18 protein-coding genes are annotated in these 18,176 nt (G+C 68.1%); 4 read left to right on the forward strand and 14 right to left on the reverse strand.

Features of this window, described 5'->3' with window-relative positions:
• Positions 1–99 precede the first annotated feature (99 nt).
• The 5 genes from ABNQ38_RS13585 to ABNQ38_RS13605 form a co-directional block, all read right to left on the reverse strand.
• Complete coding sequence (locus ABNQ38_RS13585) at positions 100–864, reverse strand: DUF6969 family protein (protein WP_377807494.1); 765 nt, start codon at positions 862–864, stop codon at positions 100–102.
• 114 nt (positions 865–978) lie between these two features.
• Entirely contained in the window at positions 979–1,581 is a 603-nt protein-coding gene (locus tag ABNQ38_RS13590; RefSeq protein WP_377807840.1) for an ABC-type transport auxiliary lipoprotein family protein, read from the reverse strand.
• 50 nt (positions 1,582–1,631) lie between these two features.
• Positions 1,632–2,591, reverse strand: coding sequence for an MlaD family protein (locus ABNQ38_RS13595; RefSeq protein ID WP_109049962.1), 960 nt, complete (start codon positions 2,589–2,591; stop codon positions 1,632–1,634).
• A 9-nt stretch (positions 2,592–2,600) separates the two neighbouring features.
• Positions 2,601–3,425, reverse strand: a complete 825-nt coding sequence (locus tag ABNQ38_RS13600; RefSeq protein WP_377807495.1) for an ABC transporter ATP-binding protein — start codon at positions 3,423–3,425, stop codon at positions 2,601–2,603.
• Positions 3,422–4,528, reverse strand: coding sequence for an ABC transporter permease (locus ABNQ38_RS13605; RefSeq protein ID WP_377807497.1), 1,107 nt, complete (start codon positions 4,526–4,528; stop codon positions 3,422–3,424). Before ABNQ38_RS13605 ends, ABNQ38_RS13600 begins: the two co-directional genes overlap by 4 nt.
• 310 nt (positions 4,529–4,838) lie before the next feature.
• Here ABNQ38_RS13605 and ABNQ38_RS13610 point away from each other — a divergent pair, with 310 nt between their 5' ends.
• Positions 4,839–5,354, forward strand: coding sequence for an adenine phosphoribosyltransferase (locus ABNQ38_RS13610; protein ID WP_377807498.1), 516 nt, complete (start codon positions 4,839–4,841; stop codon positions 5,352–5,354).
• 25 nt (positions 5,355–5,379) lie between these two features.
• On the opposite strand, the gene ABNQ38_RS13615 is transcribed toward ABNQ38_RS13610, so the two are convergent.
• From ABNQ38_RS13615 to ABNQ38_RS13625, 3 genes are all read right to left on the reverse strand, one after another.
• Positions 5,380–5,829 (reverse strand): DoxX family protein, encoded by a 450-nt coding sequence (locus ABNQ38_RS13615; RefSeq protein ID WP_377807499.1) that lies wholly within the window; start codon positions 5,827–5,829, stop codon positions 5,380–5,382.
• A gap of 82 nt (positions 5,830–5,911) precedes the next feature.
• On the reverse strand, positions 5,912–6,868 hold the full coding sequence (locus tag ABNQ38_RS13620) for a DMT family transporter (RefSeq protein WP_377807500.1): 957 nt from the start codon (positions 6,866–6,868) through the stop codon (positions 5,912–5,914).
• Positions 6,869–7,013: 145 nt separating this feature from the next.
• Entirely contained in the window at positions 7,014–7,853 is an 840-nt protein-coding gene (locus ABNQ38_RS13625; RefSeq protein ID WP_377807501.1) for a 2-keto-4-pentenoate hydratase, read from the reverse strand.
• 159 nt (positions 7,854–8,012) lie between these two features.
• On the opposite strand from ABNQ38_RS13625, the gene ABNQ38_RS13630 reads away from it, so the two are divergent.
• Complete coding sequence (locus ABNQ38_RS13630) at positions 8,013–9,338, forward strand: acetylornithine deacetylase/succinyl-diaminopimelate desuccinylase family protein (protein WP_377807502.1); 1,326 nt, start codon at positions 8,013–8,015, stop codon at positions 9,336–9,338.
• A 67-nt stretch (positions 9,339–9,405) separates the two neighbouring features.
• Here the strand turns inward: ABNQ38_RS13630 and ABNQ38_RS13635 are convergent, their stop codons facing one another.
• On the reverse strand, positions 9,406–10,113 hold the full coding sequence (locus ABNQ38_RS13635; protein ID WP_377807503.1) for a hypothetical protein: 708 nt from the start codon (positions 10,111–10,113) through the stop codon (positions 9,406–9,408).
• A gap of 326 nt (positions 10,114–10,439) precedes the next feature.
• On the opposite strand from ABNQ38_RS13635, the gene catB reads away from it, so the two are divergent.
• Complete coding sequence (catB, locus tag ABNQ38_RS13640; protein ID WP_377807504.1) at positions 10,440–11,075, forward strand: type B chloramphenicol O-acetyltransferase; 636 nt, start codon at positions 10,440–10,442, stop codon at positions 11,073–11,075.
• A gap of 461 nt (positions 11,076–11,536) precedes the next feature.
• Here catB and ABNQ38_RS13645 read toward each other — a convergent pair whose 3' ends face one another.
• The 3 genes from ABNQ38_RS13645 to ABNQ38_RS13655 form a co-directional block, all read right to left on the reverse strand.
• A complete protein-coding gene (locus ABNQ38_RS13645; RefSeq protein ID WP_377807505.1) occupies positions 11,537–12,817 on the reverse strand; it encodes a DEAD/DEAH box helicase in 1,281 nt (426 codons plus the stop codon).
• A gap of 402 nt (positions 12,818–13,219) precedes the next feature.
• Complete coding sequence (locus ABNQ38_RS13650; RefSeq protein WP_377807506.1) at positions 13,220–13,525, reverse strand: EAL domain-containing protein; 306 nt, start codon at positions 13,523–13,525, stop codon at positions 13,220–13,222.
• A gap of 45 nt (positions 13,526–13,570) precedes the next feature.
• Positions 13,571–13,939, reverse strand: coding sequence for a DUF427 domain-containing protein (locus ABNQ38_RS13655; RefSeq protein ID WP_377807507.1), 369 nt, complete (start codon positions 13,937–13,939; stop codon positions 13,571–13,573).
• Between the two features lie 136 nt (positions 13,940–14,075).
• On the opposite strand from ABNQ38_RS13655, the gene ABNQ38_RS13660 reads away from it, so the two are divergent.
• Positions 14,076–14,708: an exonuclease domain-containing protein gene (locus ABNQ38_RS13660; RefSeq protein ID WP_377807508.1), complete on the forward strand. Its 633-nt coding sequence runs from the start codon at positions 14,076–14,078 to the stop codon at positions 14,706–14,708.
• 11 nt (positions 14,709–14,719) lie between these two features.
• Here ABNQ38_RS13660 and ABNQ38_RS13665 read toward each other — a convergent pair whose 3' ends face one another.
• Together ABNQ38_RS13665 and ABNQ38_RS13670 are read right to left on the reverse strand one after the other, a co-directional pair.
• A complete protein-coding gene (locus tag ABNQ38_RS13665; protein WP_377807509.1) occupies positions 14,720–17,461 on the reverse strand; it encodes an EAL domain-containing protein in 2,742 nt (913 codons plus the stop codon).
• 86 nt (positions 17,462–17,547) lie between these two features.
• Positions 17,548–18,054: a hypothetical protein gene (locus ABNQ38_RS13670; protein ID WP_377807510.1), complete on the reverse strand. Its 507-nt coding sequence runs from the start codon at positions 18,052–18,054 to the stop codon at positions 17,548–17,550.
• Positions 18,055–18,176: the final 122 nt, after the last annotated feature.

Consider the following 18,176-nt stretch of genomic DNA (forward strand, 5'->3'; position numbering starts at 1 on the left):
GGGTGTGGGCGGAGACTTGTCCACACGTTCAGGATCTTCCGAAACGGTTGAACCTTCCTTAACGCCCTGCGGTCATAAGCCCATCCGCCGGGAAGCGGATCACGGGATTTCGACGAAGCTGGGCGGTTCCGGCAGGATGGAGCCGCGGCGGCGCGTCCCGCGCAGCTGCAGCGCCACCTCGGCGATCTGCTGCTCCACAGAGATGTGGCGTTGCGAGGCGACCTCCAGCCCGCGGTCCTCATAGACATAGGCATCGGGATGGCTGTCGGCCCAATGCCGGATGGCGGTGTCGCGTTCGCTCAACAGGGCGACGACGGTGGGACGGAACAGCCGCATCATCGCCGTGATCCAGCGGTTGGCCGGCCAGGACGGCCGGGCGTGATCGATCTCGAAGGCGTCGAGCATGGCGATCACGTCGTCCGCCTTGTACCAGGTCTCGCCCGTCACCCAGCGGTTGGTGGTGAACAGCCGCACCGGCTGGCCGGCGACGTCCATGGCGATGCCGATCAGGTGGGACAGCGCGTCGTTGTCGTTGTCCGGTGCCATGAAATCGGCCAGCGGCGCCGGCCGCAGGCCCGGCGGCATGCCGTGCGGGCGCAGGAAGGTGTGGAAATGGCCATGCTCACCATGCGGCCGCTCGCCTTCGGGATGGCAGTGGTAATAATACTGGGCATGGAACTCGGCGTCGTAGACGTCGCCCGGCGGATAATGCTTCCACTCGTACAGCGTGCCGTGGCCGCGCAGTAGCTCGCCCACCACCGTGTCACCGGTCTTGGCGAGAACGCGCTGGCACAGGCGTACTTCGCGTCCCGCCTCGGCCATCGCCTCCAACTCTTCCCGCGACACGTCCGACAAATCCGTCATCGCCCGATCCTGTGCTGCGCGAACATCCCTATTACGTACGCGGCTATACGGGCGTGGCAAGGTCTTTTCGGACATCGCGCCTGCGGTTGCAGTCCCGCCTGCGCTTGCCGGCCGTCAACTGCCGGAAGGGCGGAAGCGCTGCGACAGCGACCAGCTGACCAGTTCGCCGGTGACCTGTCCCAGCGCCTGGTCGAAGGCGGCGATCACGTCGGTGAAGGAGCGGCCGCGCACCGGCGCCGACGCCTCGAAGGTCTCGCCGGCCTCGATGGTCCGACGCGGCATGGCGACCAGCTTGGCCGACAGCCGAACATGCACCCGGTCCGGCATGGCCGAACCCGGCGTGGCGTATTCCGCCTGGAAATCGCGCAGTTCCGACTTCAGCACATAGTCGGAGCGCAGCCCCACCGTGTCGCGCCCGACCGAGACGATGCGGCCGCTGTCCTCGAAGGTCTGGACGATCAGCCCCTGCACCATGTTCGGCGCCCGGTCGGCCCAGGATACGTCGGCGAAATAGTCGAGCGAGGTCGGCGTGCGGGCCAGCGCGATGCGCGGCGTGTCGATCCCCGCCGCCGCCGCCGGCGTCTCCACCAGCAGCTGCCAGTCGGCCTTCGGGCCGGCGGCGACGCTGGCCCGCGGGGTCAGGGTGTAGAGATGCGGCGCCGTCGGGTTCAGCGTCGAACAGGCGGCCAGCCCCAGCAGCAGGGCCGCCCCGCACATCCCACGCACGATAGCCCCTGCAAACCTGCTACGCACCATCGTCACCCGCCTCATTTCCCACGCACCTCCACGCCCTGCCGCGTCCCGCCGAAGAGGAAGTTCGACGGGTCGTTCTCGATCCGGGTGACCACCCGCGACAGCTGTCCGGACAGATCGCGCAACTGGGTGATCAGCAGCGTCAATTCATACAGCCCCGTGGCGGTAAAGTCGCGCACCGGCTCGCGGTTTTCGGCGACCAGCGAATTCAGTGTGTCCGACGTGCGCTTCAGCGAGCGCAACAGCTCGCGCGTCTCGCCACCCAGCTGCTTGGCGGTGCCGTCGACCGTCGCCAGCGTGTCGTGCGCCTGCGCCAGCGTGCGGTCCAGCTGGGGTCCTACCGTCTCGAAGCCGTGCAGGGTCTGGCGCGCCTGGGTCATGGTTTCCTCCAGGCCGGCGCTGGCGCGGGCAAGCTCGGCGCTGATGGTGCGCGCGTTGGCCAGGATGTCGCCGATGGCCTTCTGGTTCTCGCCGTTCAGCATCTCGCCCAGCTTGGTGATGACCTCCAGCGAGCGGTTGACCAGCTGCGGCGCGCTGTCGACCACCGCGGTCAGCGAGCTGGGCCGCGACGGGATGGTCAGCACGCCGTCGGCATCGGTGGCGGTCAGGCGCTTGCCCCCCACATTCCCGCCGGAGATCTGGACATAGGCGCCGCCGGTGATGCCCTGCACCTCCAGCGAGGCGATGGAATCGGACATGATCGGCGTGCCGTTCTGCACCATGATCGTCACCCGGACCCGCGTCACGTTGTCGGGGTCGAGCCGGATGTCCGACACGGTTCCCACCGGCACGCCGCGGTAGCGCACCGGGCTGCCCTGCTGCAACCCGGTGACGGAGCCGGTGAAATAGATGCGGTAGGTCTCGCGCGTTTCATCGAGCTGGACCTTGGCGATCCAGGCGGTGAAGACCAGCAGGCCGGCGACCAGAGCCAGCACGAAGCTGCCGACCAGAATGTAGCTGGCGCGGGTTTCCATGACGTGCCCCTACCCTTTCGCAAGACGCCTGGCGTCTTCTTCTTCGTGGCGTCGAGCCTGATTGCGCTCTCTGGCGTCGAGGGCCGCGCGGCCGCGCGGTCCGTGGAAATAGTCGTGGATCCACGGGTGGGGATCGGCCAGATGCTGGGCCAGGGTGCCCACCCGGATCTTCTTGTCGACCAGCACGGCGATGCGGTCGCAGATGGAGGTCAGGCTGTCCAGATCGTGGGTGACCATGAAGACGGTCAGCCCCAGGCTGCGCTGCAAGCCCTGGATCAGCGTGTCGAAGGCGGCGGCGCCGATGGGGTCGAGGCCGGCGGTCGGCTCGTCCAGGAACAGGATGTCGGGGTCGAGCGCCAGGGCGCGGGCGAGGCCGGCGCGCTTGATCATGCCGCCCGACAGCTGGGCCGGATGCTTGGTGCCGGCATCGGGCGGCAGCCCGGCCATGGCAATCTTCACCCGCGCCACCTCGGCGATCAGCGCCGGGGGCAGGCCGGTGTGCTCCTTCAGCGGCAGCATCACATTCTCCGCCACCGTCATCGAGCTGAACAGGGCGCCGTTCTGGAACAGCACGCCGGTGCGGGCCTGCAACGCGGTACGCTCCGCCCGGTCCAGTTCGGCGGTGTCGTGGCCCAGCAGCTCGATCCGGCCGGCGGCGGGGTCGATCAAGCCGAGGATTTCCTTCAGCAGCACCGACTTGCCGGTGCCGGAACCGCCGACGACACCGAGCACCTCCCCCCGCTCGACATCGAGGTCGAGGCCGTCATGGACGGTCTGCGGGCCGAAGCGGGTGACCAGTCCGCGCACGCGGATGACGGGAGCGCCGGCCATCATACCCCCAGCATGGAGAAGAGGACTGAGAAGACCGCATCGATGACGATGACCAGGAAGATGCCCTCCACCACCGCCTTGGTGGTCATGACGCCGACGCTTTCCGCACTGCCGGAGACCTTCAGCCCCTCGTAGCAGCCGACCATGGCGATCACCAGGGCAAAGACCGGCGCCTTGATCAGCCCGGCGATCACCGTGTTGATGCCGACGGCGCTGTGAAGCTGGCGGATGAACTGCCCGAAGGTGATGTCCAGCGTGGCATAGGCCATCACGGCGCCGCCGAACAGCCCCATCACGTCGGCGTAGAAGGCCAGCAGCGGCAGGGTGATCATCAACGCCAGCGCCCGCGGCACCACCAGCAGTTCCACCGGGTCGAGGCCCATGGTGCCGATGGCGTCGACCTCCTGGTTGACCTTCATGGTGCCGATCTGCGCGGTGAAGGCGGAACCGGAGCGGCCGGCGACGATGATCGCCGTCATCAGGATGCCGATCTCGCGCAGGACGGAGATGCCCAGCAGGTTCACCACATACAGTTCCGCCCCGAAGCGCTTCAACTGGTCGGCCCCCTGGAAGGCCAGTACCACGCCGATCAGGAAGGACAGCAGCCCCAGGATCGGCAGGGCGTTCAGCCCGGTCTGCTCGATGTGGAACAGGACGGAGGTCAGGCGCAGGCGCGACGGGCGCAGGATCAGCCGGGCGAAGGTGACGGTGACGAGGCCGAGGAAACCGACGAGATCGAGGATTTCCTTGGCGGCGTTCACCGTCGTCTGGCCGGTGCGCACCACCATGTCGAGGATCGGGTGATGTTCGCGTTCGATCGGGTGGGGCGGCGCCTTGCCGGCGTCGCGCACGGCGTCGAACAGGGCGGAATGCTCCGGCCGGAGGCCAGCCACCGACACGGCATGCCCGTCGGCCCCCAGCCGTTCGGCCAGGCGGTTCAGCAGATAGGCGCCGACGGTGTCGAGCGCCTCCACCCGCGCCAGATCGAGCCGCACCGCGGCACCGCCCGGCGGCTTGGGCGCACGGTCCAGCGCATCCGACGCGGCCGTCGCCCATTGCAGGGTCCAGCGCCCGGCGGCGGCGATCCGCCACCCGCCGTCGGCCAAGCCCGGATCGTTCCCGGCTTCGATCCGGGCCCCAACCTTCGCCGCTCCGTCCTTCGCTAAAGTCGCTGCCACAGGCTCCGCCGCACGCATCCGCACATTGACCGGTACGTTCGGCCGGCACGTCTGGAACGTGGCGGAGCATCGCCGGATGGTCAACCCCATCCGGCAAATCCGGTTCAGCCGGGGCAAGGCGACACCTTAAGTCTGCGGCCAATCGCGGCTTTGCGCCGGGGTGGCCAGCGGCTAGAGTGCCGGAAGGCGGACCGGGTCATGCATGCCGGCTTGCGATTCTTTACGGACAAGACCTCCGATGAACTTCAAAGACCATATCCGCGACATCCCGGATTTCCCGAAGCCCGGCATCCTGTTCTACGACGTCTCGCCGCTGCTGGCGAACGGAGCCGCCTGGAAGGCCGCCATCGACGCGCTGGCCGAGGCGGTGCGCCCGCACAAGCCGGACCTGCTGGTCGGGATCGAGTCGCGCGGCTTCCTGGTCGCCGCCCCGCTGGCGCTGACGCTGGGCATCGGGTTCATCATGGTGCGCAAGCACGGCAAGCTGCCGGGCGACAAGATCGCCCATTCCTACGACCTCGAATACGGCACCGACACCATCGAGGTGCAGGCCGACGCGGTGAAGCCCGGCCAGCGCGTGGTGGTGCTGGACGACCTTCTGGCGACCGGCGGCACCATGGCCGCCGCCATCAGCCTGCTGCGCCAGGTCGGCGCCGACGTCCGCGCCGCCGCCTTCCTGGTGGAGCTGACCTTCCTGAACGGCCACAGCCGGATCGACGTGCCCAGCCTCTCGCTGATGGCGTACGATTCGTAGGCCATCGGCAGGCCGGTTCGGCCGTTCAGCGGCGGCTGAGCCAGCCGTCGACGCTGAAGCGCCCGCCGCCGGATGCGACCAGCGAGAGGAAGCCGCCGATGATGGCGAGGTTCTTCATGAACTGGATCTGCTGCATCTTCGCGGCGTCGGGCGCCGCATCCCAATAGCGGTGGGCGATCAGCGTTGCGGCGACGGTGAAGACCGCGACCAGCAGCGCTGCCAGCCGGGTCCACGCACCCAGCACGATGGCCAGCCCGCCGAACGCCTCCACCAGCGCGCCGATGGGGGCGACGATGGTGGCCATCGGCACGCCCTGGCTCTCCATCCCGGCGATGAAGCCGCTGAGCGCCATCAGCTTGCCGAAGCCGCTCTGCACGAAGATGGCGCCGAGCAGCACGCGGGCCGCCAGCAGCAGCGCGTCCTGCCCGGTGGTGGCGGCGCCATATCCCGCCGATGTGGTCGCATAGTTCGTCATCTCGGATATCCCTTTCATTCTGTTGGAAGATGAGACGACGGAAAGCGCACGGTTATTCCCTGGAAAAACTCAGGGGAAAAACTCAGGCCGTCTTCCACAGGCTGATGATCATGACGCCGGCGACAGTCAGGGCGGCACCGGCCAGTTGCAGCCAGCCCATCGGTTCGGCCAGCACCAGATAGCCGAAGACCGCGGCGGAGACCGGGCCGATGGCGCCGCTCAGCGCCACCAGATTGGGGCCGACCCGCCGCAGCGCCTCCGCCGTCATCAGCACCGGCAGCACGGTGCAGACCACCGCCATCACCGCCGACAGCCCATAGACCGGCAGCGGCAGGTCCAGCGCCGACAGGGGCCGCAGCACCAGGAATTGCAGGATGCAGCACAGGCAGGCCGCCGTCATCGCATAGGCGGTGAAGCGCATCGAGCCGATCCGCTGGACCACCCGGCTGCTGCCGACCAGATAGATCGAATAGAGGAAGGCCCCCATGAAGACCAGAGCCGCCCCGGTCATGAAATCGGAATGGCCGGTCCCGATCTCCGACCAGACCACCAGGGCGACGCCGGCATAGGAGACGACCAGCGCCACCACCTCGCGCAGGCCGATCCGCTTGCCGAGGAACAGGGCCGACAGCAGCACGACGATGGTCGGGTAGAGGAACAGCAGCAGCCGCCCCATCCCGGCCGTGACATAGCGCAGCCCGAGGAAATCGCAGAAGCTGGCGGCGTAATAGCCGGTGACGCCCAGCGCCACCGTCAGGGCGAGGTCGCGTCCGGCAATCGGCGCCTTTTCCCCTTTCCTGGCCCCTGCCCACAGCGCCATGCCCAGGAAGAAGGGCAGCGCGAAGACCATGCGCAGCATGATCAGCGTGACCGGATCGACATTGTAGCGGTAGGCCAGCTTGATGATGACCGGCCGCAGCGAGAAGGCGACCACCCCGGCCACGGCAAGCCCCAGCCCGGCCAGCATCTGGATGGGCAGCAGGCGCGCCCCGGACAGGTCGGGCGCGGTCGCTTCGGAAGACAGGCTGGACTGGGACAAGGGGAAAAATCCGGGGACTGGAGGGGGGAGGCTATTGAAGCATCCCCGCCGCCATTTGGCTTCCGTCAAGGCCGTGTCGGGCCATGACCGGCGCCATACCCTGGATTGCACCGGCCGCGGTGCTGATGGTGAAGGGAGTGAACCGTCAGCTGATTGCGCCTGCTGCGACGGCGGTGCCGGACATCGGCTCCAGACCGGTGAAGGCAATGCGCGCCTGCTGGCCGATGGCGATGGCGTGCACGCCGGTAAGCGCGCCGGTGGAGATCCACTGCCCGGCCTTCAGCGGACGGCCGAGCCGGACCGCGATGCTCAGCGCCACCGCGACCGCGGCGGCGAGGCCGCCCGGCAGCTTGGCGCTGCTGCCGACGCCGACGCTCTGCCCGTCGATCAGCACCTCGGCGCGGAGGGCATCGCTGCCCTCGACGCCGCCGACGATTTCCTCGCCGACGATCAGGCCGTTGTTGTTGCCGAAGACGGCGGTGGAGGCGGTCGGACCGAGCGTGTTGACCGGGGCCAGCGGACCGCCCGCCACCTCGATGGCGGCATGGACGGCGGCGATGAAGGCCGCGGCCTCCGCCGGGCTGTAATCCAGCTTGTCGGCGGGGGCATCGGCGGCGATGCGCACCGCGAACTCCGCCTCGACCGCCCCGAAGCCGCCGGGGATGACCGGGAAGGTCAAGGGACCGCCGGCACCCGTCACCACAGTGCCGGCGAAGATCGGGCCGATGTAGCGCATGGCGCCCAGCGTCTCCTCCAGGGCCGGCGGCACCCGCGCCACTTTCCAGCCGGCGACCTCGTCGGGCCAGGCGGCGGTCGCCGTCGCCTGGATGGCGTAGGCGGTGGCGAGGTCGGCCGGCAGCGGGCCGGGGAAATCGGCAAGGCCGGTCGCGCTGCGGCGGGCGTCGACGAAGCGGGCCGCAGCCTCGGCGATCACCGGGTCGGCCAGGGTCGGGGCGCTCAGCCCGATGGGATGCGTGACGGTCATAGAGGATCTCCACTGAGAGGCGCCGCGACTGTAGCGGTCCCGGACGATCCGGGAAAGTGCGCTGCACAAGACCGCCAACAGGGCCGCTTCCCGAAAGGCGGGGTGGACGGACCATCGGGATGCGGCGACACTGATGGAGCCCTTGCCGCGGGAGAGGCCATGCGTTCCGACACCGACGCCGCTACCACACAGCTGTTCCGCCGGCTTTTCGACCGGATCGAGGCGCGGCGCGACGAGCTGGTCGCGCTGACGCAGGACCTGATCCGCATCCCCACCGTCAACCCGCCCGGCGACGTCTACACCGACTGCGCCGAGTTGATCGGCCGGAGGCTGGCGGCGCGCGGATTCGCGGTGGAGTATGTGCGGGCGGAGGGGGCGGCCGGCGACAGCGACCGCTATCCGCGCACCAACGTCGTCGCCCGCATCGAGGCGCCGCGGCCGGGACCCTGCGTGCATTTCAACGGCCATATCGACGTGGTGCCGGCCGGCCAGGGCTGGACCGTCGATCCCTTCGGCGGGGTGGTGAAGGACGGAAGGGTCTATGGCCGCGGCGCCTGCGACATGAAGGGCGGCATCGCCGCCTCGATCATCGCGGTGGAATCGCTGCTGGAGGAAGGCTTGCTGACGGCGGGCGCCCTGGAGATCTCCGGCACGGTGGACGAGGAGTCCGGCGGCTATGGCGGGGTCGGGCATCTGGCGAAGCTCGGCTATTTCTCCCGGCCCAGGGTCGATCACGTCATCATCCCGGAACCGCTGAACGTCGACCGCGTCTGCATCGGCCACCGCGGCGTCTGGTGGGCGGAGATCGAGACCAAGGGCCGCGTCGCCCACGGCTCGATGCCCTTCCTCGGCAACTGCGCGGTTCGCCACATGGGCGCCGTGCTGCACCGGATCGAGACCGAGCTGATCCCGCGCCTCGCCGCCAAGCGCACCGACATGCCGGTGGTGCCGGAGGGGGCGCGCCAGTCGACCATCAACATCAACGCCATCCATGGCGGCCAGCGCGAGGATCATGACGGGCTGCCCAGCCCGATGGTGCCCGACCGCTGCCGCATGGTGATCGACCGCCGCTATCTGATCGAGGAGGACCCGGACGCGGTGCGCGGCGAGATCGTCGCCATCCTGGAAGACCTGCGCCGCAGCCGTCCCGGCTTCGACTACGAGCTGCGCGAGGTGCTGGCCTTCCTGCCGACGATGACCGACGCCGACGCCCCCGTGGTGCGGGCGGTGGCCGCCGCCATCGAGACGGTGCTGGGCCGCCCGGCGCAGCATGTGGTGTCCCCCGGCACCTACGACCAGAAGCATGTGGTGCGCGTCGGCCAGTTGAAGGACTGCATCGCCTACGGCCCCGGCATCCTCGACCTCGCCCACCAGCCCGACGAATGGGTCGGCATCGACGACATGGTGCAGTCGGCGCAGGTGATGGCGCTGGCGACGCTGGAATTGCTGGGGAATGCGGCGGAGGTCGGCGGGCTGCGCTTCTGACGGCACCGGCGCTGCGGTCGGGCTGGCGGATGGAACGGCGTGGAACAGAGTCCGCCGGACGTTCCATCTACCGCCGTCCGAAGGCACCGGCGGCGCGGCGACTGACCGGGCCGGGGTTGAGGTTGGGGTATTCCTCATACTGGTTGAGCGTATAGGGGAAGACGCCCTTCGGTCCCGTTGCCTCCGGCTGGGCCAGGACGGCGGCGACCAGCGCCGGGCTGGGCGGATGGCGTTCGCGCAGAGCGCCGGGGATGTCGTCGTCATCCAGTTCAGGGACGATGACGGCGGGCGGGTCTTCCGGTTTCGGGGCGGGTTTGGCGGCGGGCTGTTGGTCAGGCGGCTGATCGGGTTGGGCGGCCTGCCGCTTGGCCGCGGGCAGGTCGAGGCCGGCGAACAGGCCGAGCCGCTCGGCCAGCCAGCGCACGGTGGCTGGATCGCCCGAGGTGACCAGCCGCTCGATCTGCTCGGCGACCAGGATGCGCAGAGAGGACAGGCGCAGCTCGGCCTCGCGATTCAGCGCCTGCCGTTCCCACCAGACCCTGTGACGAAAGTCCTTGGAACCGTAATAGGCCCGCCACAGCGTGGTGCGGCTGCATCCCATGGCGCGCGAGACCTGAAGGAAGCTGTTGCCGCGCGCCAGCATACCGGCAGCCATGATCCACTGCTCCTCATGGAACTGCGAACCGGGGACCAGCGCGCCGTCCGACGGGGTCGGCGGCTCTTCGGCCCAGCGGGGGAAGCGGTCGTCGGTGAAACTGCGGGGATCGAGAGGCATGGCGGGACTCCGCAAGTGAGGGGGGCTTGCGGGGAGATTACAGGAAAATTTTCCTTTTCGGCGGCGTTCTTTGAAAATGGAGATGGGGGCGCGCTCCATTGGCACAGCGGAAGTCTTGCCCCCTCGCTCTTGCGATCCGACTGTTCCGCTGCAAATATTCTCGCCATGAAGGCCGCACCAAGTACCACCTGCATCGCGCTCTGGCGCGCTTGACGCGAAGAGCGTTACCGCGAGCACCGCTGATTGGCGGCTCGCGTCGATTGTCTGCGCGCCCACGCGGACAGGAAACCGCCTATCTGGCGGCTCAGATGCAGCGGAGCGATCCGATGAAGAACTTTTTCGAAAACCCCTTCAAGGGCATCCTTCTGGAAAAGCAGGTCACCAACCCGAACATCGTTTTTGGCCGCTACAGCTATTATTCCGGCTATTACCATGGCCACAGCTTCGATGACTGCGCCCGATTCCTTCTCCCGGACGAAGGGGTCGACAAGCTGGTGATCGGCAGTTTCTGCTCGATCGGGTCTGGTGCAGCCTTCATCATGGCGGGCAACCAAGGCCACCGGAACGACTGGATCAGCACGTTTCCCTTCTTCTGGATGCCCGACGTGCCGGCATTCGCCGGCGCGCAGAACGGCTACCGGCCCGCAGGCGACACGGTGATCGGCAATGACGTCTGGATCGGTTCGGAAGCCATCGTCATGCCCGGCATCACGATTGGCGACGGTGCGGTGATCGGCACAAGGTCGCTGGTGACGCGGGACGTCGAGCCTTATGCGATTGTGGGTGGCTCCCCCGCCAGAACGATCCGGAAGCGGTTCGATGATCGCCTTGTTGCGTTGCTGCTTGAGATGACGTGGTGGGATTGGTCCGACGACCAGTTGCGGGATGCCATGCCGATCCTGACCAGCGGCGACGTCGCAGCGCTTCATCGTCATTGGGAAAGCGCGATCAAGCGCAGCTGACGGCGACCATGCCGGCTTCGCCTGCCCCTGGAACGGGGTGGGCAAAGCCGGCAGCCGTCGCGCCCCTCGTTCAGAACTGGAATAGCCGAAATCCCCGGCGCTGTCGCGAAAGCGAGCCGTCGGTAAAGCTGCGGCTGACGAGCGGTCGCCAGCGTAGGGGCGTTCAGGGCGCGTCGTCGTACCCGCGCCAAACCCCGGGCCAGCTGCCGCCGGCACCTGCGCCGACGCCACCTTGACGATGCCTGCCCGCCGAGGCCGCCTTAATCGCCCGCCTGTTCGGTGTGGCCGCCCGATACGCGGACGCCACGACTCTCCGCGCCCACCGTCGAACTTTGCGACAGAACAGGCTGGATTACGCCGTTTCCGTGAGATCGCCCGACGCTCGCTTCAGGCCCACAAGACATCAGGCGCGGTTCCGGGGGAACCGCGCCTGATCTGCTCAAATCCTGCCTGAACGGCGCTTACCAGCGTCCGGCCCGGGCCTGTGACGGCCTGCCCTGGCCGCCGTCGCGCTGCCACGGCCTCGCTCCTCCACGACCGCCGGCCGGGCGGCCCGCCGGCCGTCCGCCACCGCCGGAGAAGGAGCGCTGCGGCTCCATGCCCGAAATCGTGTGGATCGCCAGCGTCGCGCCGGTGAAGCGTTCGATGCGGGACAACGTGTCGCGATCGGATCGGGATGCGAAGGACACCGCGATACCCGAAGCGCCGGCCCGGCCGGTGCGGCCGATGCGGTGGACATAGTCCTCCGCCGAGCGTGGCAGGTCGAAGTTGATGACATGGGTGATGTCGCGCACGTCGATGCCGCGCGCCGCCACGTCGGTCGCCACCAGCAGGCGGACCTGACCGGTGCGCAGGCGCTGGAGCGTGCGGTTGCGCTTGGACTGGTCCATGTCGCCGTGCAGGGCGGCCGCGGCATGGCCGGCGGCGCTCAACTCCTCGGCCAGCGCGTCGGCATCGCGCTTGGTCGCGGCGAAGATGATCGCCTTGCCGACTTCTTCCTGGCCGGCGAAGTGCATCAGCAGGCGGCGCTTGTGGTCCATGTCGTCGGCATGGTGCAGGCGCTGTTCCACGTTGATCGCGGTCGCCTGACTTTCGACGGCGACACGATCCGGGTTGCGCAGCAGCTTGCCGGCAAGCTGGCCCATGCGGCGGTCCAGCGTGGCGGTGAACAGCAACGTCTGGCGGTCGGCCTTGCAGGCATCGGCGATCCGCTCGACATCGTCGAGGAAGCCCATGTCCAGCATGCGGTCCGCTTCGTCGAGGATCAGAACCTCGACGGCGCTGAGATCGATCCGCTGGCGGTCGATGTGGTCGATCAGGCGCCCGGGGGTCGCCACCACGACATGAACCGGGCGTGACAGCATGCGAAGCTGCTCGCCGTACGGCATGCCGCCGACCACGTCGATGATGTTCATGCGCAGCGGCCTGGCATACTTGCGCGCCGCCTGGGTAACCTGGCTGGCCAGCTCACGCGTCGGGGCAAGCACGAGGATGCGCGGCGCGGCAATCCCCGGAACCGGCATTTCGGCCACGCGGGTCAAGGCCGGCAGCATGAAGGCCGCGGTCTTGCCGGTGCCGGTTTCGGCGGTGGCGAGGATATCGCGACCGGCCAGCGCCGGCGGGATGGCCGCCGCCTGGACCGGCGTCGGCGTGGTGTAGCCATGCTCACCGAGAGCCTGGGCGATCTTGGAATGAATGCCAAGGTCAGCGAAAGTCTGTTCAGTAACAATCAGTTCGGACAAGGAGTGGAGCCTTCCACAAGCATGACGGCGCAAAGCGGGCCACCCCCCGGTCGGGGAACGGTCAAGCGCCGGCTATCTCGCCAGGAGGGGGGTCGAACGAGGGAGTTGCGACTTGCTGGGGGGCGCAGCAGGGCGCCACGCCATGAAACCTACCGCGTCTCACTCAAGAGACGTTCAAGCCTCCAGCGATCAATATGTGTATAATAAGGTATTGCGCCGCAATATCAAGTTTATTCGGTGTTCAGGAACGAAACCGGATGCTTGCCAGCCATGCGCGGGATCTATCGCATGGCCTGTGGAGACTTGAAGCGGAATGGCAGGGTTTCCCGAAATTTCGCTTCCCACCCTCTGCTGTCCAATGCCGGGCTGCTCCGCGCCCAGGCTCGGCAGCCATCCGCGGCATTATCGGCTTCTGGCTTTGCAGGCCGCATAGCGGGCTTCGCGGGTCGTTTTCACCGCCGCCATGGGCTGCGCCTTGAACCTCTCGAGCAGGGCCTTCTTGGCACCCGCAGCCGTACTCAGGCGCTCCAACCGCTCCACCTCCGCGGCTGGGAGGGGGCGGCTGAACAGGAAACCCTGGTAGCTTTCGCAGGCCGGATCGCGCAGCAGCGGCAACTGCTCCTGCGTCTCCACCCCCTCGGCGATCACAGACAGGCCCAGGCTGCGGCCGAGACCGACGATGGCGCGCGGGACGGACGCGTCGGGCATTGCGATGAAAACCACACCGCATGCGGAGTCTTCCGCCGGCTGCCGCTATGGGACCGCGTGCTCTTCGATGCCATCGACGCGTTCCGGATAAAACGCCAAATGGTCGCGGATGGCGGCCACGGCGGGATAGGGAGTCTCGTAGGTCCAGACAGCGTTGACCGCGACGCGATCACCCACGCGCAGGCTGTAGTACGTGGCATCGCCCTTGTAAGGGCAATGCGTCGTGTGCGCCGTGCGCTCGAAGGCCGTCATGTCGGCATCCGCGCGGGGAATATAGTGGACCATGGGCAAATTCGCCTCCGTCAGCGTCAGGGCGCGTGCCGTTTCGGCGACGACCCGGCCGGCAAAGACGACACGGATCCGATTCGGGTTGGGGATGATCGTGATGGGATGCTCGGGGCCGGGAATTTTCACAGCGATACTCCTTGCTCGCCAGTGGTCGCGCCGATCATGGCGCTTTCGCCATGCTACCCTGGGCGGTGTGACGGAGCGTTGTGCTTGTTTCACATCCGTGCCACAGGTGGCTCCACCGAAGAAAGATTGGATCTCAATGAGCATGCAACCATGGGAAGGACGTGACCGGCTGGTCGCGATCGACATCGAGACGACCGGACGGCGCCTGCCGAGCCTCCAGGACATCCGTAAGGCACCAAAGGGCCTGCGCCAGCCCGGAATCATCATCGAGATCGGGTGTCTCGAACTCGTCCGCGAGGGCGATGGCTGGAGGAAAGCGCGCAATTGGGAGTCGCGGGTCAACCCCGACGCCCCCCTCCATCCCGACGCCATCAAGGTGCACGGCATCAAGCCCGCCGACCTGAAGGCGGCGCCCCGCTTTCCCGAGGTGGCCGACGCGCTTCTCGCCTTTCTGGGCGAGGATCTTCTGGTGGCCCATGCCTATGAGAACGAGATGGACTTCCTGAACTACGAGTTCGCGCGTTGCGGACGCGCCGCATGGGGTGCCGACACCTTCCCGGCGGACCGGTTCATCTGTACCAAGGAGATGTCGCACGAGGTCTTCCCCGGCGCTTCCGGCTCGCTCGATGCGCTGTGCGACCGGCTGTGGCTCGACCGGAGCGATCGCTTCGCCCGCCATGGCGCGCTGCTCGACGCAGACCTGACGGCCGACGCCTTCGTCAAGATGGCGTTGGGAGATACCGGCCCGCGCGACGCCGTGTATGAGTGAGGCACAGCGCCCTACTCCGCCGACACGGGCTGTATGGGGGGCTGCACGGGGGGCTGCATCGCCGTCAGCTTCTCCAGCAGCCGCTCCACCTCCTCGGGCGGGATAGGGCGGCTGAACAGGAAGCCCTGGTAGCTTTCGCAAGCCAGATCGCGCAGGAGCTGCAACTGCTCCTGCGTCTCCACCCCTTCGGCGATCACCGACAGGCCCAGGCTGCGGCCGAGACCGACGATGGCGCGCGGGACGGAGGCGTCGCTGGCGCCGATGGACAGGTCGTGGATGAAGGAACGGTCGATCTTCAGCTTGTCGATGGGCAGACGGTGCAGATAGCTGAGGCTGGAGTAGCCGGTGCCGAAATCGTCCAGCGCAATCAGCACGCCGCGCTGCTTCAGCGCCGCCAGGGTGGCCGCCGCCGATTCGATGTCGTCGATCAGCGTGCTTTCCGTCACCTCGATTTCCAGCTCGCAGCCGCTCAGGCCGTTGGCGTCGAGCGCGCGGGCGACCTTGACCGGCAGCTGGCCGTCGCGGAACTGGGCGCCGGAGACGTTGACCGCCACCGGGATCGACAGGTCGAAGCGCTGGCGCCAGCGCCGGATCTGGGCGCAGGCCTCGAACAGCACCCAGTCGCCCATCGCCAGAACCAGCCCGGTCTCCTCCGCCACCGGCAGGAAACGGCCGGGCAGGATCAGACCCTCTTCGGGATGGCGCCAGCGGACCAATGCCTCCAGACCGACCATGCGGCCGGTCAGGGTGTCGACCTGGGGCTGGTAGACCAGGAAAAGCTCGCCCTCGCGGATCGCCTGACGCAGCGCGCCCTCCAGATCCATGCGCTCGCGCGACTTGGCGCCCATCTCCTTGGTGACGAAGCGGAAGCCGTTCCGCCCCTGCTCCTTGGCATGGTACATGGCGATGTCGGCGCAGCGGATCAGCCCTTCGGGATCGTCGGCATCGTCCGGGTACAGGCTGATGCCGACGCTGGGCGTCACCACGAAATTCTGGCCGCCAACGGCGAAGGGGCTGGCCAGATGCGCCACCACCTTCTCCGCCACGCGGGCGGCGTCGAGCGGCTCCGCCACCCGGCGGACGACGATCAGGAACTCGTCGCCGCCCAGCCGGCCGACCGTGTCGGATTCCCGCAACCCCGCCTGGAGCCGGCGCGCCACCGACCGCAGGACCTCGTCGCCGAAGCTGTGGCCCAGGCTGTCGTTGATCACCTTGAAGCGGTCGAGGTCGATGAACAGCACCGCCACCTTGGTGCCGTCGCGCCGCCCCTCGCGCAGGGCCTGGGCGATACGGTCGTAGAGCAGGACGCGGTTGGGCAGGCCGGTCAGCGCGTCGAAATGGGCGAGATACTGGATGTGCTGCTCGGCCCGGCGCTTCTCGCCGATGTCCTCGGCGAAAGCGAGCACGAACTTCAGCGCGCCCCCGGCGGTGACCGGCTGGAAATGCAGGCTGAAATGGCTGCGCCTGCCGCCCATCAGCAGGGGCTGGTCGGATTCGAGCTTGCCGCTCTCGCCATGCAGCGCCGCCTCCAGCGCGAAGACCGAGGCCTGGTCGCCGAAGCGCAGCCGGGCGTCGGTGCCGAGCAGCTCCTGCCGCGGCAGGCCGGCGGCGCTGGCGAAGGCCGGATTGCAGTCCATCACCAGCCCGTCGGTGCCGACCAGCGCGATGCCCAGCGGCGCCTGGGTGAACAGCTGCTGCCGCTCGGCTTCCTGAAGGCGCAGCGAGGCGGTCATCTCGCCGGCCAGCTCGACCGCGCGGGAATGGGTCACCAGCGCCATGCGCAGGACCAGCGACAGCGCGATGCTGAGGGCGATGCCGACCGCCAGCAGGGCGCCGGGCACCCAGTCATGCGCGGTGATCACGCCGTCGGGAAGGCTGTCGTAGCGGACGGTCCAGACGCGCCCGCCGACCGGCAGCTCGCGGCTCAGGCTGATCGTGGGCGCGGCCTCCAGCGGGCGGTGGCTGCGGTAGAGCGGAAACTCGGCCTCCGCCGGCGGGACGTCGTAGATCTCCAGGCCGGTGTCGGCCCGCTGGCCGTCGATCAGCCCGTCCACCAGCGGGCCGATCCGGACCGGGGTCAGCACCACGCCGGTGAAGGAGGCGCGGCGCGCCTCCAGCGACGGCGGCAGGGGATCGCCGCGGTAGGTCGCCTGATAGAGGATGAAGGCGGGTTTGGCCCCCGACGCCTCGTCGATCTTCAGGGTGATGGCGCGGGTGGCCGCCGGCTCGCCGCTATCGCGCGCCCGTTCGATGGCAGAGCGCCGCACCGCCTCCGACATCATGTCGAAGCCGATGGCCCGCGCATTCGCCTCGTTGACCGGGGCGGTGAAGATGTTGACCACCCGGTCCGCCCCGGCATGCTCCGGCCAGATGCGGAAGGCCGTCAGGCCGGAGGCCCGCATCGACGCCACCAGATCGCCCGACCGGTCGGCCGCGACGGCGCGGGCATGGGCGATAGAGATGATGCCGGGGTAGCGCTGCGGCATGTCGAGCGCCTCGACGAAGCGGTTCCACTGCGTCCAGTGCAGGTCGGGGAAGGTCATCGCCAGCGAGGCGGCGCTGCGCGCCACCTGCTCGTACACCTTGATGCGGTCGGCTAGCTGGCCGTGGATTTCCTCGACCCGCGCGGAGAAGCGGTGCGCCTCCTCGCGGCCCAGCAGGCGCTCGGACTGGAGCATCGCCAGCAGGGACAGGCCGGTGCCGACAATCAGGGCCAGCAGGGGGACAGCCACCGGCACGTGGAGATTGCTCATGACGCGACGGGTTGTCGGGTTCGGACCGGAGGCCGACGGGCTGTCCGCAACGGGATCTGCCTTGGGATCGGCTGCCGGTTCCGGCATCAGAACTCCTCTAGGATCTTCGGGCTGGTCAGCAGAAGCTTTTCGATCATGCCGAGTATCTGTTCGATCTTGCTGCGGGTGGCGTCCAGCTCGTCGGCCATCCTGTCGTCGATGCCGGCTTCCATCAGCATGGTGTCGAAGGTGTGCAGCGTCTCGTTGAAGGCCTTCTGTTCCGCCACCAGCACGTCGAAGGCGCCCAGCGAGGCGGTCAGCGCCAGCGGCGGGTCGCTGACGAAGGAATGGCTGATGTCGGTGAAGATGGCGATGGCGCTCAGCTTCTGCCGCAGCACCCATTGCGGGAAATTCGACGGCAGTTCCTTGCCGGCGGCCTCCAGCCTTTCCTGGATCGAGAAGATCAGGCCCTGGATGTCGAGATAGGCCGCCCGGATTTCGCGGAAGCGCGGAAAGGTCTTCGGCTTGCCGGCGGCACGCAGGCGGGCCAGTGCCGCGATGTCCTCGGTCAATTTGCGGGCCATCCGAAGAACGACGTCCGTCACCTTCGACATCACACGCCTCCGCTCAACGGACCGCCCCCGCGCATCGCCAGATCCGGACCGCCGCCCTCGACGGCCCGGAGGCCAGACTACACCAGTTTCTACCACGAACGTTAGTATTACAGATGGGCTGA

Origin of the sequence: Azospirillum sp. A29 (assembly GCF_042604625.1) — a bacterium.
Taxonomy (GTDB): domain Bacteria; phylum Pseudomonadota; class Alphaproteobacteria; order Azospirillales; family Azospirillaceae; genus Azospirillum; species Azospirillum palustre.